Annotated in this window: 14 protein-coding genes and 1 tRNA gene; 8 read left to right on the forward strand and 7 right to left on the reverse strand. The window is 69.1% G+C overall.

The window, feature by feature from the left end:
- Positions 1-18: 18 nt before the first annotated feature.
- Positions 19-1,467, reverse strand: coding sequence for an amidase (locus tag KV203_RS06190; RefSeq protein ID WP_066469022.1), 1,449 nt, complete (start codon positions 1,465-1,467; stop codon positions 19-21).
- 136 nt (positions 1,468-1,603) lie between these two features.
- Between KV203_RS06190 and recO the strand changes: the two genes are divergently transcribed.
- Genes recO through KV203_RS06205 form a run of 3 tightly spaced genes read left to right on the forward strand, consistent with a single transcriptional unit; the run spans position 1,604 to position 3,580 of the window.
- A complete protein-coding gene (gene recO / locus KV203_RS06195) occupies positions 1,604-2,398 on the forward strand; it encodes a DNA repair protein RecO (protein WP_066469021.1) in 795 nt (264 codons plus the stop codon).
- Positions 2,355-3,164 (forward strand): isoprenyl transferase, encoded by an 810-nt coding sequence (locus KV203_RS06200; protein ID WP_066469020.1) that lies wholly within the window; start codon positions 2,355-2,357, stop codon positions 3,162-3,164. The genes recO and KV203_RS06200 overlap by 44 nt, the downstream gene beginning before the upstream one ends.
- Positions 3,161-3,580: a YbjN domain-containing protein gene (locus KV203_RS06205; RefSeq protein ID WP_066469019.1), complete on the forward strand. Its 420-nt coding sequence runs from the start codon at positions 3,161-3,163 to the stop codon at positions 3,578-3,580. The genes KV203_RS06200 and KV203_RS06205 overlap by 4 nt, the downstream gene beginning before the upstream one ends.
- A 13-nt stretch (positions 3,581-3,593) precedes the next feature.
- Here KV203_RS06205 and KV203_RS06210 read toward each other — a convergent pair whose 3' ends face one another.
- The 4 genes from KV203_RS06210 to KV203_RS06225 form a co-directional block, all read right to left on the reverse strand.
- Positions 3,594-4,004 carry a type II toxin-antitoxin system VapC family toxin gene (locus tag KV203_RS06210; RefSeq protein WP_066469017.1) on the reverse strand — a complete coding sequence of 137 codons (411 nt, stop codon included), beginning with the start codon at positions 4,002-4,004 and terminating at the stop codon, positions 3,594-3,596.
- Entirely contained in the window at positions 4,001-4,285 is a 285-nt protein-coding gene (locus tag KV203_RS06215; protein ID WP_066469015.1) for a type II toxin-antitoxin system Phd/YefM family antitoxin, read from the reverse strand. The genes KV203_RS06210 and KV203_RS06215 overlap by 4 nt, the downstream gene beginning before the upstream one ends.
- Positions 4,286-4,401: 116 nt before the next feature.
- On the reverse strand, positions 4,402-4,818 hold the full coding sequence (locus tag KV203_RS06220) for a Fur family transcriptional regulator (protein WP_066469012.1): 417 nt from the start codon (positions 4,816-4,818) through the stop codon (positions 4,402-4,404).
- Entirely contained in the window at positions 4,815-5,150 is a 336-nt protein-coding gene (locus tag KV203_RS06225; protein WP_157079762.1) for an ArsR/SmtB family transcription factor, read from the reverse strand. Before KV203_RS06225 ends, KV203_RS06220 begins: the two co-directional genes overlap by 4 nt.
- A 229-nt stretch (positions 5,151-5,379) precedes the next feature.
- Between KV203_RS06225 and KV203_RS06230 the strand changes: the two genes are divergently transcribed.
- The gene (locus KV203_RS06230; RefSeq protein ID WP_066469008.1) at positions 5,380-6,771 is read left to right on the forward strand and encodes a glycine--tRNA ligase; all 1,392 of its coding nucleotides are present in this window, start codon (positions 5,380-5,382) and stop codon (positions 6,769-6,771) included.
- 18 nt (positions 6,772-6,789) lie between these two features.
- Here the strand turns inward: KV203_RS06230 and KV203_RS06235 are convergent, their stop codons facing one another.
- The gene (locus KV203_RS06235) at positions 6,790-8,766 is read right to left on the reverse strand and encodes a TPM domain-containing protein (RefSeq protein WP_083529958.1); all 1,977 of its coding nucleotides are present in this window, start codon (positions 8,764-8,766) and stop codon (positions 6,790-6,792) included.
- A gap of 130 nt (positions 8,767-8,896) precedes the next feature.
- Here KV203_RS06235 and KV203_RS06240 point away from each other — a divergent pair, with 130 nt between their 5' ends.
- The 3 genes from KV203_RS06240 to dnaG all read left to right on the forward strand — a co-directional run bounded on the left by KV203_RS06240 (position 8,897) and on the right by dnaG (position 12,874).
- The gene (locus KV203_RS06240; RefSeq protein WP_066469006.1) at positions 8,897-9,595 is read left to right on the forward strand and encodes a YdcF family protein; all 699 of its coding nucleotides are present in this window, start codon (positions 8,897-8,899) and stop codon (positions 9,593-9,595) included.
- A 139-nt stretch (positions 9,596-9,734) separates the two neighbouring features.
- Positions 9,735-10,946 carry a deoxyguanosinetriphosphate triphosphohydrolase gene (locus tag KV203_RS06245; protein ID WP_066469218.1) on the forward strand — a complete coding sequence of 404 codons (1,212 nt, stop codon included), beginning with the start codon at positions 9,735-9,737 and terminating at the stop codon, positions 10,944-10,946.
- 23 nt (positions 10,947-10,969) lie between these two features.
- Positions 10,970-12,874: a DNA primase gene (gene dnaG, locus KV203_RS06250; protein ID WP_066469004.1), complete on the forward strand. Its 1,905-nt coding sequence runs from the start codon at positions 10,970-10,972 to the stop codon at positions 12,872-12,874.
- Positions 12,875-12,887: 13 nt separating this feature from the next.
- On the opposite strand, the gene KV203_RS06255 is transcribed toward dnaG, so the two are convergent.
- Entirely contained in the window at positions 12,888-13,130 is a 243-nt protein-coding gene (locus KV203_RS06255; protein ID WP_066469002.1) for a hypothetical protein, read from the reverse strand.
- A gap of 144 nt (positions 13,131-13,274) precedes the next feature.
- Between KV203_RS06255 and KV203_RS06260 the strand changes: the two genes are divergently transcribed.
- A tRNA-Asn gene (locus tag KV203_RS06260) sits at positions 13,275-13,347 on the forward strand.
- Positions 13,348-13,440: the final 93 nt, after the last annotated feature.

The following is a 13,440-nucleotide window of genomic DNA, read 5'->3' on the forward strand; positions in this document are numbered from 1 at the left end:
GCCGGGGGCCGCTCGCGGTCAACGCTCGGCGGTAGCCCACCAGGGCTCCGGCCGCTGTTCGGCCCAGCGCAGTTCGGTTTCCAGCTGGGCGGCCAACGCCACCAGCCGGACCTCGCTGTTTGCCGGGCCGAGCAGTTGGGCGCCGATCGGGAGACCGGTGTCGGTGAAACCGGCCGGCACGTTGACTCCGGGCCAACCGAGCAGGTTCCACGGCCAGGTGTACGGGCAGGCGCCGATGATCAACCGGTCGGTGTCGACCGGGCCGAGGCCGTCCATCGCACGCACCGGGGGTGGTGGGGTTGCGGTGGTCGGGGTGAGGACCACGTCGTAGCTTCCGCCGTTGCCACGCGTACCCGACGCGTCGCCGAAGATTCGACCGACTCGGCGGGCGATCGGCGCCTCCGCGCGGCGGGCGGCGCGCAGAATCGGCCCGGACAGCAGTCGTCCGGTGCGAGCGTTGCTGCGGGTGCGCGGATCGACCTGGGTCGTGCGCGGCATCCCGGCCAGCCAGTCGGCGACACCGGAGGTCGCGCGGGGCAAGAAGGCCGCGCCCATCGTCTTCGGGTACGGCAGTTCGGCGACTTCGACCTCGTGCCCCAGCCCACGCAATGCGTCGGCGATCCGGGTCACCCCGGCGGCGACCTGGGCGTCGAGTTCTACTGGAACCGCCATGAACGGCGGGTCGAGTGCGATCGCCACCCGGAGCCGGCCGGGGTCGCGGCCGACGGCTTCGCGCAGCCGAAGCGTCGGCGGCCGGTGCCGGTCGCCGACGTGGTTGCCCGCGGCCAGGTCGAGCAGCAGTGCGGCGTCGGCGACCGTGCGGGCCAGCGGACCGTGCACGGTGATGCCGTGGAACGCCTCGGCGTCCGGCCACGTGGAGATTCGGCCCCGCTGCGGCTTGATCCCGACCAGATTCGTCCAGCTCGCCGGTATCCGCACCGAACCGGCGCCGTCCGAACCGATCGCGGCCGGCACCAAGCCCGCCGCGACGGCGGCCGCGCTGCCCCCGGAGGAGCCACCGGGAGTGTGCTCGCGGTGCCACGGGTTGCGGGTGTAGCCGAAGGCGGCACCGTCGGTGAACGGCCATTGTCCCAGCTCGCAGGTGTTGGCCTTGCCGACGATCACCGCGCCGGCGGCACGCAGCCGCCGGGCCACCTCGGCGTCGGCCGTCCGCACCGGAAACGATCCGCCGCAGCCGAACGCGGTCGGCGTGCCGGTCAGGTCGGTGTCGTCCTTGATCGCGACCGGGACGCCCAGCAGCGGTGCCCGCGCACCGTCGGCTCGGCGGCGGTCCGCAGTTTCGGCTTCGGCGAGCGCTTCGTCGCGGCGCACCACCCGGAACGCGTTGAGCGTGTCCTGACTGGCGTCGATCCGGTCGAGCGCGGCACCGACCGCTTCGACCGAACTCAGCTCACCGTCGGCGATCGCGGTGGTCAGGGCGCCCAGCCCGAGTGTGTCCAATGGCACGGGTACTCCTTCGACGTCCTTACCTACCCGACAGTAATCGGAGACAGCGCGTCCGACGGTAGATTTGTCGGCGGCACGTGCGAGACTTCGAACACCAAGTTGCGGCCGAGCGTAGGTACCGATCGGGTAGGTGTAGATGCTGCTGTACCGGGACCGGGCGGTCGTGCTCCGGCAGCACAAGTTGGGCGAAGCCGATCGGATCGTCGGCCTGCTCACCCGCCGGCACGGGCTGGTTCGGGCGGTAGCCAAGGGAGTGCGCCGGACCCGCTCGAAGTTCGGGGCCCGGTTGGAGCCGTTCGCCCACGTCGACATCCAGCTCTACCCCGGGCGAAATCTGGACACGATCACCCAGGTGCAGACCATCGACGCGTTCGCCGGCGAGATCGTCGACGATTACTCCCGCTACACCACGGCATGCGCAGTGCTGGAGACCGCCGAACGGCTTGCCGGGGAGGAGCGGGCGCCGGCGGACGCGTTGCACCGACTCACCGTCGGCGCGCTACGGGCGATCGGCGAGCAGCAGCGTCCGCTGGAGCTGATCCTGGACGCCTATCTGCTGCGGGCGATGGGTTTCGCCGGCTGGGCGCCGGCCGTGGACGAATGCGCCCGGTGCGGTACCCCGGGCGAGCATCGAGCGTTCCATGTAGCTGCTGGGGGAGCGGTGTGCGTGCACTGTCGGCCGGCCGGTGCGGCGTTGCCGGCCCCGGGGGTGTTGGCGCTGATGAACGCGTTGCAGCGGGGCGACTGGCCGGCCGCCGAGGACAGCGCCGACGGTGTCCGTCGCCAGTCCAGCGGACTGGTCGCAGCGCACCTGCAATGGCACTTGGAGCGGCAGCTGCGCACATTGCCGCTGATCGAGCGCAGCGTCGCCGGCGGGATCGGGCAGGATGGAGCGCGTGATCCGTCGTCTCGCGCCTCGAGTTCAGCCTGATCGGACGGTCCGGCCGCCTTCGCCGCATCCTTCCGGCGCCCGGCCGCCGGAGATCCCGTCCGAGCTGGTGCCGCGACACGTCGCTTTGGTGATGGACGGCAACGGCCGCTGGGCCCAGGAGCGCGGGCTGGCGCGCACCGCCGGGCACGAACGTGGCGAGGCGGTGCTGATGGACACGGTCGAAGGCTGCATCGAGATCGGCGTGCAGTGGCTGTCGGCATACGCTTTCTCCACCGAGAACTGGCGGCGCAGCCCGGAGGAGGTGCGCTTCCTGATGGGGTTCAACCGAGACGTGATCCGCCGCCGGCGGGACGAGATGCACGAGATGGGGGTCCGGGTGCGCTGGGCCGGGCGGCGACCCCGGCTGTGGCGCAGCGTGATCACCGAGCTGGAGGTCGCCGAGGAGCTGACCCGGGACAACACCGTGATGACGTTGACGATGTGCGTCAACTACGGCGGCCGGGCCGAGATCGCCGACGCGGCACGTGAGATCGCCCGGCTGGCGGCTCGGGGCGAGCTCGACCCGGAACGGGTGGACGAGGACACGATCGCGCGCTTTCTGGACGAACCGGATATGCCGGACGTCGATCTGTTCCTCCGGCCGTCCGGCGAGTTCCGCTCGTCGAACTTCCTGCTCTGGCAGTCGGCTTACGCCGAGTTCGTCTATCAGAACACGCTTTTCCCGGATTTCGACCGGCGTGACCTGTGGGCCGCCTGTCTGGAGTACGCGCGCCGGGATCGCCGATTCGGTGGGGTGAAGAAATGAGCGGCGTGGGTATCGACGACGCGACCTCGGCCGAGGAGTTGCAGGCACGGGCCGGGGCCGGTCTGTCTCGGCTGATGGAAATCACCGTGGCCGATGACGGTTCGCTCGGCTTCGAGTACGGCGGCGCGCTCTGCTCGATGCGCGCGGTGAACCTGTCCGACGGGTTGGACGTACTGACCCTGACCTGTGTGCTCGCCTGGGATCGACCGTTGCGGCCGGCGTTGCACAAGCGGGTCGCCGACCGCAACGACGCGCTGCAGTTCGGCACGATCAGCATCGTCGGGCACGGCAAGCTGGCCGACATCATCATGCGGTACACGTTCCCGGCTGCCGGACTGACCGACGCGGCACTGACCACGATGCTGCTGCTGATCCTTTCCGGCGCCGAGCGCTGCCGGAAGGGCCTGGTGCCCTGACCGAGCGGCCGGGTCAGAACGGCACCGGGTTCGGCCCCAATCCGGGTGCGGCGGTGGGGAGGTCGACCAGATTCGCGATCGCGAGCATCCGCCGGTCGTAGGAGATGAACAAGTGCAGGTCGGGACCCAGCATCTGCGCGCTGGCGATATGCAACGAGTCCAGGGTGCGCACCCCCGACGGCAGGGCGGCTGCTGCCTCCCGGACCTCCTGGGTGATCAGGATCTCGGTGAAATCCCGTACCAGGTCGGTCATCAGGGTGGGATAGCTGCCGATCCGGTCCATCGTCCGGACGGTCTCGATGAAGCCCACAGTGCTGGTTGCCATGGGCATGTCGCCTCGGGCATCGAGCGCGTCGCGCAACGAGGCCGAACCGTGCCGGCCGGAAATCAGCGTGACGATTGCCGAAGCATCCAGATAGATCACCGGTCGTCGACCTCCCGGTCGGCCAATAGCAGGTCGAGCGGCGAAAGGCCTTCCGGCACTTCGACGGTCGTGATTCGATCGATATCGCTGGTGGTGGTCGCCGCCAGTTTGACCAGTCCGCTGGTCGCGAGCGGGGCATACCGGGCGAGCGCTGCTCCACCCGGTAACAGGACGGCGATCACCCGATCCTGCCGGGTGATCTCGATCGTCTCACCCTGCTCTACCCGCGCGAACATGGCGGTCGGGTTGTACGAGAATTCGCGGACCGACACCGTGCTCACTTCCTGCCTCCCTGATGTAGGCGAAACTCCGGCAGTGTACCCATATCTGCCATTCCGTCGGCGTAAATCAGCCGGTCTGTGCGAGCCACCGATGCCGGTGAGCACGAGTGTGGCAACTATGACCGCGGCACCGAGCCGTGGCAGCTGCGGCAGGTGCCGAAGATCTCGACCGTGTGGCTGGCGTCGGTGAAACCATGTTGCTCGGCGACCGACTGCGACCAGGTCTCGACGGTCGGGCCGTCGACTTCGACGGTGTAGCCGCAGTCCCGGCAGACCAGGTGGTGATGGTGGCCGGACGAGCACCTGCGGTACACCGACTCGCCGCTGTCGGTGCGCAGGACATCGACCGTTCCGGCGTCGGCGAGCGACTGCAGGGTTCGGTAGACGGTGGTCAGGCCGATGCCCTCACCGCGTCGGCGCAGCTCGTCGTGCAGCTCCTGGGCCGAGCGGAACTCGTCGGTGTCGTCGAGCAGTGCCGAGATCGCGCTGCGCTGTTTCGTGCTGCGCTGGGTCGTGCGGTGCGCCACCGTCACCCTTCCTCGGCGTGCGACACGGCGTCGACCACGATGTGCGATAGATGATCGTCGACGAGTTCGTAGAGCACTTCGCGGCCGTTTCGTGCGCTGCGCACCACGCCGGCGGTCTTGAGCACCCGCAGATGTTGGCTGATCAGCGGCTGGGTCACGCCTAACGCATCGACCAGTTCGTGCACGCAGCGAGCCGACTCGCGCAGCTGCAGCACGATCGCGATCCGGACCGGGGCGGCCAGAGCGCGCAAGATCTCGCCGGCCGCATCGAGTGTCGCCTGCGGCGGGACCGGTACCGGCGGCGTGGGCGCGAACGGCGTCGGGGCGCTCTGGGCGATGAAGTGCTCGGTCTGGTACCGCACGGAACCTCCCTACCGGAAACCGTTCCCACGTTTATTATGCACGAATGCGCATGTCGAACCGTGCCCCGCGCGCGCAAGCTGACGTCCCGCGCGCGGATATCCGCGCGCGGGACGCCAGGATGCGCGCGGTGACCGGCGCGGACCGGTCGGGCTTCGCCGGATAGGGTGACGAGAACCCTCGCACCTCGAACGGAGAGCTACCGCCGTGGCACCCAAGTCGAAGATCGACACCGTCGCCAACCTCGCCAAACGTCGCGGCCTGGTGTTCCAGAGCGGTGAGATCTACGGCGGAACACGGTCGGCATGGGACTACGGCCCGCTCGGGGTGGAGCTGAAGGAGAACATCAAGCGGCAGTGGTGGCAGGCGATGGTCACCGGCCGCGACGACATCGTCGGCCTCGACTCGGCGGTGATCCTGCCCCGCCAGGTATGGGTGGCGTCCGGGCATGTCGGGGTGTTCAACGACCCGCTGGTCGAATGCCTGAACTGTCACAAGCGGCATCGGCAGGATCACCTGCAGGAGGCCTACGCCGCCAAGAAGGGCATCGCCGATCCGGAGTCGGTGCCGATGACCGAGATCGTCTGTCCGGATTGCGGCACGAAGGGCGAGTGGACCGAGCCGCGCGATTTCAACATGATGCTCAAGACCCATCTCGGTCCGGTGGAGTCCGAGGACGGGTTGCACTACCTGCGGCCGGAGACTGCGCAGGGAATCTTCGTGAACTTCGCCAACGTGCTCACCACGTCGCGGCGCAAGCCGCCGTTCGGCATCGCGCAGATCGGTAAGAGCTTCCGCAACGAGATCACCCCGGGCAACTTCATCTTCCGGACCCGCGAATTCGAGCAGATGGAGATGGAGTTCTTCGTCAAGCCGGGCGAGGACGAGCAGTGGCATCAGTACTGGATCGACGCCCGGCGAGACTGGTATGTCGACCTCGGCATCGACCCGGCGAACCTGCGGCTCTACGAGCACCCGAAGGACAAGCTGTCGCACTATTCGACGCGCACCGTCGACATCGAGTACCGGTTCGGCTTCGCCGGCGGTGAGTGGGGTGAGCTGGAGGGCGTCGCCAACCGCACCGACTACGACCTGACCACGCACGCCACCCATTCCGGGGTGGACCTCGGCTACTTCGATCAGACGACGAACGAGCGCTACACCCCGTTCGTGATCGAGCCGGCCGCCGGGTTGACCCGGTCGCTGATGGCATTCCTGGTCGACGCCTACGCCGAGGACGAGGCGCCGAATGCGAAGGGCGGGGTGGACAAGCGCACGGTGCTGCGGCTGGATCGACGGTTGGCGCCGGTGAAGGCCGCGGTGCTACCGCTGTCGCGCACCGAGGCGCTGACCCCGAAGGCGCGCGACCTGGCCGCCGAGCTGCGCCGGACGTGGAACGTCGAGTTCGACGATGCCGGCGCGATCGGCCGCCGCTACCGGCGGCAGGACGAGATCGGCACGCCGTTCTGCATCACGGTGGATTTCGACACGCTCGACGACCAAGCGGTGACTGTGCGCGAGCGGGACTCCATGGCCCAGCAACGGATCGCGCTCGACCAGGTGCGCGGTTACCTGGCCCGGCAGTTGCTCGGATTCTGACCGAATCGGTGGTGCCGGTCAGAACCGGCCGCCGCCGCCGATCCGCCGCGAGCTGCCGGCGCCGCCGAACGAGCCCGGGCTGTGGCCGTGGCCGCCGGTGTCCCATCGATTGCCGTGGCTGCCGGAGCCGAATCCGCCGCGCAACACGCTGTCCAGGATGATCCCGCCCAGGATCGCGCCGTTGTTGCCGCCGCGACTGTCGCGACGTTGCGCTTCCCACTGCCGGACGTCGGACTGGGCCGACGAGAGTGCCCGGGCCCCGAGGTCGGCCGCTGCCTGGGCGTACCGGGTGGCTTGTGCCGGATCGCTCGTCTGTAGCTGCTGGGCCTGATCCAGATTCCGCTGCGCCTCGGCCAACCGGGTTCGAGCCTCCGCGTCGACCGCGCCGCGGCGGGTGCCGATGAAGTCGGCGGCGGCCCCGACCTGCGCGCGGGCCGCAGTGAGTGCCTGGGCCAGCTGTTGGCGTAGCCGCTCGTCGGTCTGCCGGCGGTCGCCGGCGGTCGCCACCGCCTGTTCGAGTGCAGTGTCGGCGGTGACGATCGCGCGGTAGGAGCCGAGCGGGTTGTTCACCGGGTCGGCTTGGGCGATCGCGGTTTCGGTCGCCGCCCGGGCCCGAGCCAACTCGTCCCCGCCGAATGCGGCCAGCCCGGTGGCCGCGGCAACGTCGGCCTTGGCATCGTCGAGCACCTGCGGCAACGTGTCGACCGCGGTGCGGATATCGCCGGCCGCCGTATCCACCGCGTCGAGCAGCGTGCCGGCCTGGGTCAGTGCGGACTCGGCTGCGCGGATCGCCGGCACCGCCGGACCCTGCTTTCCGGCCGGGAGTGCCACGGCCTCCCGGGCATGCACGAGGCTCTGATCGGCAAACCCGGCGCGTTCCTTGGCCATCGTGACGTTGCTCGCAATCGGGGCGAGCACCGACGCCGGGTACTGCTGGGTGAGCTGGGTGTAGGTCGCTTCCGACTTGGGGATCCGGACGCTCAGGTCCACCGACTGACGGGTCAGGGCGTCCAGCCGCTGATCCGCGTTGATCAACAGGTTGCGCATTCCGTCGAACTCGTCCACCCGGGCGTCCAGTTCCCGGTCGGCGACGCCACACCTGCTGATCAGCTCGACCAGCAGGTCTCGTTGCTGCTGCTCGGTCTCGGGCTGATCGTCGTCGAGCTGTTGCCGAATGGCGAACGCACGGGCCAGCGCCGCGCGCGCATGGTTCAGCGCGGTGACGAACGGGCGTACCGCCTCGTCACCGAACTCGCCGCGAGCCAGCTCGAGCTCCTCGCTGCTGGTCCGGACCGCATTGTCGATCTCCACCAGCACCTCACGTGACCGCACGTCCAGTGCGGCAACCGGCAGCCCGGCCAGCGCCGCGGTGTCGGACGGATCGATGGTGCGCGCGGTCGCTGCGCCCGACTCGGCCCGCCCGCGCCGCCGGCGGCGGGCGTAGAGCAGTGCCCCGCCGGCGCCGACGACGGCCACGCCGCCGCCGATCAGCACGGTGCGGGTGGATATGCCGCTGGTCGACGCGGCGGCATCGGACAAGCCGGATGCGGCCGCAACCGCCGCAGCGGCCCAGTCGCGTTGGCGCAGCGCCGGTTCGACGGCGTTCTGTTGGATATCGGTGATCTCGCCGGCGGTCACGCCGGGCAGCGCGCTCGACGCCGAGAAGTAGTACGCCCGATCCTCGGTGGCGACGGCGAGCAGCACATCCCGGTCGCCGAACGAACTGAGCTGCACAGTTCGATCGGCCCAGGTCGCGGGATCCAACCCGGAGAAGTCCGCGGTGTAGATCACCCACAACTTGATCCGGTGGGCGTTGTACAGATCGTCGATCTGCTGCTGCGCTGCCGCTCGACCGGTCGAGTCCAGCGCCCGGGCATGGTCGATCAGCTGCCCCGGCATGTTCAGCGGTGACTCGGCGGATGCCGGTGCCGCGAGGGTGAACGGGAGCAGAGTCAGCGCCGCGAGGGTGAACAGGAGTGCGAAGATCCGCCGCATACACTCGAATCTATCCGCATTGCCCGCTTCGCAGGCCGAATGCTCGAACGGCACGCGGATCTGGCTGTCGCGGCACGGACCTGGCCGGTTCGACTGGGCGAGGGCCGCCCGGCCTGGCACAATGATCTAGGTGAACTCGGCTCCAGCGCGTTATCGGCCTGCCACTCATCGCGCGGAGCCGGCACCATGGCCGGGGGTTGACTCGATGGTTGCGCATTGGCCGGGCCGGTTTCTGGTCGGCATCGTACTGGTCGGTCTGATTTTGGTCGGTGGTACTGCGTGGCGGGTGTGGCAGGTTGCGCGGATCAACGACTACATGCCGGCCGATGCCATCGTGGTGCTCGGGGCGGCGCAATACGACGGGAACCCGTCGTCGGTGTTCGAGGCTCGGTTGGAGCAGGCGCGCCAGCTCTATCAGCGTGGGGTAGCGCCGCTGGTCGTGACGGTGGGTGGCAAGCAGGTCGGCGACCGCTATACCGAGGCCTCGTCCGGGAAGAACTATCTGGTCGATGCGGGAGTCCCCGGTGACAATGTGTTGGCGGTGGAGGAGGGGTCGGACACGCTGCGCAGCATCGCGGCGGTGGCGACGGCAATGCAGGATCGTGGCCTGAAATCGGCGGTCCTGGTCAGTGATCCGTGGCATTCGCTGCGCACCCGGACGATGGCCCGGGATGCGGGGCTCGCGGCATGGACCGCGCCGACCCGGCAGGGCCCGGCGGTGATCACCCGAGAATCGCAGGCACACGGCATCGCCAGGGAAACCGGCGCTCTCCTGTGGTACCAACTGACTCATACGCCGGCAGATTTCCGGTACACCGTCAGTCAGTGAGGGACGTCACCTCGTCGAGGTAGCCGGACACCGACGTGAGCATTCCGGGCTGGCACTATGGTCGGGTGATCCCGGCCCCGACCCGATTCATCCCCGGCATGCCACGCCGGTGAGGTACACGCTGCACGACCTGGGCCGGATGGTGGCCGAACCGCCGAAGTCCGCGGGTCTGCCGGATACCGATGCGGCGCATCGCAGTGATTTTTCCCGGGATCGGGCGCGGGTACTGCACTCGGCGGCCTTGCGCCGGCTGGCCGACAAGACCCAGGTGATGGGGCCGCGAGACGGCGATACGCCGCGCACCCGGCTGACCCATTCGCTGGAAGTGGCGCAGATCGGTCGCGGCATCGCCGAGGGCTTGGGCTGCGATTTCGATCTGGTCGATCTGGCCGGGCTGGCGCACGATATCGGCCACCCGCCGTACGGGCACAACGGGGAACGGGCGTTGGACGAATTCGCCGAGAATCACGGCGGATTCGAGGGCAACGCGCAGAATCTGCGCATCCTGACCCGGTTGGAGCCGAAGGTGCTCGGGTCCGACGGCGTGAGCGTGGGGCTGAACCTGACCCGCGCGTCGCTCGATGCGGTTACCAAGTATCCGTGGCCGCGACAACCCGGCGTCCGCAAGTTCGGTGCCTACGACGTCGACCTCGATCGGCTGAGCTGGGTGCGGGCCGGCGCGCCGGACCGGCGGCAATGCCTGGAGTCGCAGGTGATGGACTGGTCCGACGATGTCGCGTACTCGGTGCACGACGTCGAGGACGGGGTGATCGCCGGCCGGATCGACCTGCGTGCGCTCGCCGACGACGCCGAGCAGCAAGCCCTCGCCGAGCTGGGCCATGCCGAGCACCCGACGCTGTCGGTCGATGTGCTGGCCGAGGCCGCCCGGCGGCTGTCCGGGCTCCCGGTGATCGCCGAGGCGGGCCGCTACGACGGCACGATCGCCGGCTCGGTCGCGTTGAAGCGACTCACCAGCGAACTGGTCGGCCGGTTCGCCACCGCGGCGATCTCCGGCACCCGGGCGGTGGCCGGGCCCGGGCCGTTGACCCGCTACGGCGCCGACCTGCTGGTGCCGCCGGTGGTGGCGGCCGAAGTGGCGATGCTCAAGACGGTCGCCTTGCGCTATGTGATGTCCGATTCCGATCACCGAGTGCAGCAGGCGGAGCAGCGTGCGCGGATCCACCAGGTGGCGACCCGGCTGCTCGCGGCGGCGCCACACGGTCTGGACCCGGCGCTGCTGCCGGCGTGGCAGACCGCCGACACCACCACCGAACGGGTGCGGGTGGTGGTCGATCAGATCGCCTCGATGACCGAGAGTCGACTGGAGCGGTTGGCCGATCAGGTGCAATAGCGGCCCGACGATAGACTCGCGCGATGGCCGGCCGTATTCCCGAACGCGACATCGCCGCGATTCGTGACAAGGTCCGGATCGAGGATGTGGTCGGCGAGTACGTCGCGCTGCGTCGGGCCGGCAGCGACTCGATGAAGGGACTGTGTCCCTTCCACGACGAGAAGTCGCCCTCGTTCCATGTCCGCCCCAACCACGGCCATTTCCATTGCTTCGGCTGCGGTGAGGGCGGCGACGTCTACTCGTTCCTGCAGAAGATCGAGCACGTCAGCTTCGTCGAGGCGGTCGAGCAGCTCGCCGATCGGGTGGGGTACCGGATCGACTACGAGGGCGGCGGTCCGTCGGTGCAACGAGATCGAGGCACCCGCGCCCGGCTCGTGGCGGCGAACGCCGCCGCCGCCGAGTTCTATGCCGCGCAGCTGCGCGAACCGGCCGCGGCCGCGGCCCGGGCCTACTTGACCGAGCGAAACTTCGACGCTGCCGCGGCGGCGCAGTTCGGCTGCGGGTATGCCCCGGACGGGTGGGATGCGCTGACCATGCATCTGCAGCGGCGCGGGTTTTCGCTCAAAGAGCTGGAGGATGCCGGCCTGGCCAAACCGGGGCGGCGCGGCCCGATCGACAACTTCCGCCGCCGCCTGCTCTGGCCGATCCGCAACCTGGCCGGCGACGTGATCGGCTTCGGCGCGCGCCGGCTCTACGACGACGATCCGCTTCCGGCCAAGTATCTGAACACCCGGGAAACCATGCTGTACAAGAAGTCCCAGGTGATGTTCGGCCTGCACGAGGCCAAGCGGGAGATCGCCAAGGGGCATCAGGCGGTGGTGGTCGAGGGCTACACCGACGTGATGGCCATGCATCTGGCGGGGGTGAAGACGGCCGTCGCCTCGTGCGGTACCGCATTCGGCGACGAGCATCTGGCGGTGTTGCGCCGGCTGCTGCTCGACGACAACTTTTGGCGCGGCGAGATCGTCTACACCTTCGACGGTGACGCGGCGGGGCGCGCCGCCGCGCTGAAAGCCTTTGCCGGCGAACAGAAGCTGGCCGGGCAGACGTTCATCGCCGTCGCGCCGGACGGCCAGGACCCGTGCGAGTTGCGGCAGAGCGCGGGGGACGCCGCGGTGCGGGACCTGGTATCGCGTCGGGTGCCGTTGTTCGAGTTCGTGATCCGCGGCATCGTCGAGCGGCACTACTCGGACCCGGCAAGCAGGGACATGACCCCGGAAGGGCAGGTCGAGGCGTTGCGCGAGGCGGTGCCGATCGTCGCTCAGATCAAGGACGACGCGCTGCGCAAGGCCTATGCCACCCGGTTGGCGGGGTGGGTCGGTTGGGACGACATCGGTCAGGTGATCCGGCGGGTGGGCGAGCAGACCCGCCGCCGGGGTATGCCGACCACCGAGCGCTCGGCCCGCCGGCGCAGCGCACCGCAGCTCGTCCGGCCGCGCGCCGACGATCCGGCGCTCGGTCCGCAGCGCAACGCACTCAAGGCCGCGTTGCAATACCCGGCGATCGCCGGGCCGGTGTTCGATTCGTTGCCCGCCGAATCGTTCACCGACTCCACGTATGCGACGGTGCGTGGCGCGGTCGCGGCTGCCGGCGGTACCGCGGCCGGGCTGTCCGGTGCCCAATGGGTCAGCGCGGTCGCCGATCGGACCGACGACCTGGACGTTCGCTCGCTGGTGATGGAACTCGCGGTGGAGTCGATCGAAGCGGCAGACGACGCGATTCCGCGCTACATCACCGGAGTGTTGGCCCGGCTGCAAGAAGTCTGGGTCGGCCGGCAGGTGGCCGAGCTGAAGTCGAAGCTGTCCCGCATTTCACCGGGCGAACGCCCGGACGACTACCACGCATTGTTCGGCGACCTGGTGGCGTTGGAGCAGTACCGGCGCAGCCTGCTGGAGCAGGCGATGGGGAACAGCTACGAAGCCGGTTAGGACCTGGGCCGGCTCACCGCAGCTGGTCGTGCGGGACGAGCACCGTGGTGTGCTCGTCGATCGCTTCCAGTGGCTCTAACCGGGGCCGCGTGCTGAGCTTGTCCGACAGTTTCTGTCGACCGACGGTGACCACCTTGCGGGTAACCGGGCTGGTGGTGACGGCTCGGGTCGCTTTGCTGATCTGCTCGTAGCGGACCCGGCCGGCCTTTGCGCCGAGCACGTAGCCGGCAGCAACACCGATCATCAGTCGCATCATGTCCTCGCGGCCCTCCCCATCCTTCGGTCGGATCATCCTCCCATGGACTGCCGGAGCACGCGGGTGGGTGGGATTTGGGTCGACCGGGGCGGTGCGCTAGGGTCTGTAATCGGTTCACCGACGAGTGTGGGCCATGCCAAGCGGTCCCCTGTAGCTCAATTGGCAGAGCATTCGACTGTTAATCGAACGGTTGCTGGTTCGAGTCCAGCCGGGGGAGCTTTCGGGAAGGTGCGGCACACTTGCCGGGGAGGCTTCCGCCTGGAGCCCCGGAAAGGCAGACGTGGACCAGCCACACGGGCACGCATCAGGT

Source organism: Skermania piniformis (genome assembly GCF_019285775.1).
In the GTDB taxonomy this organism is placed as follows: domain Bacteria; phylum Actinomycetota; class Actinomycetes; order Mycobacteriales; family Mycobacteriaceae; genus Skermania; species Skermania pinensis.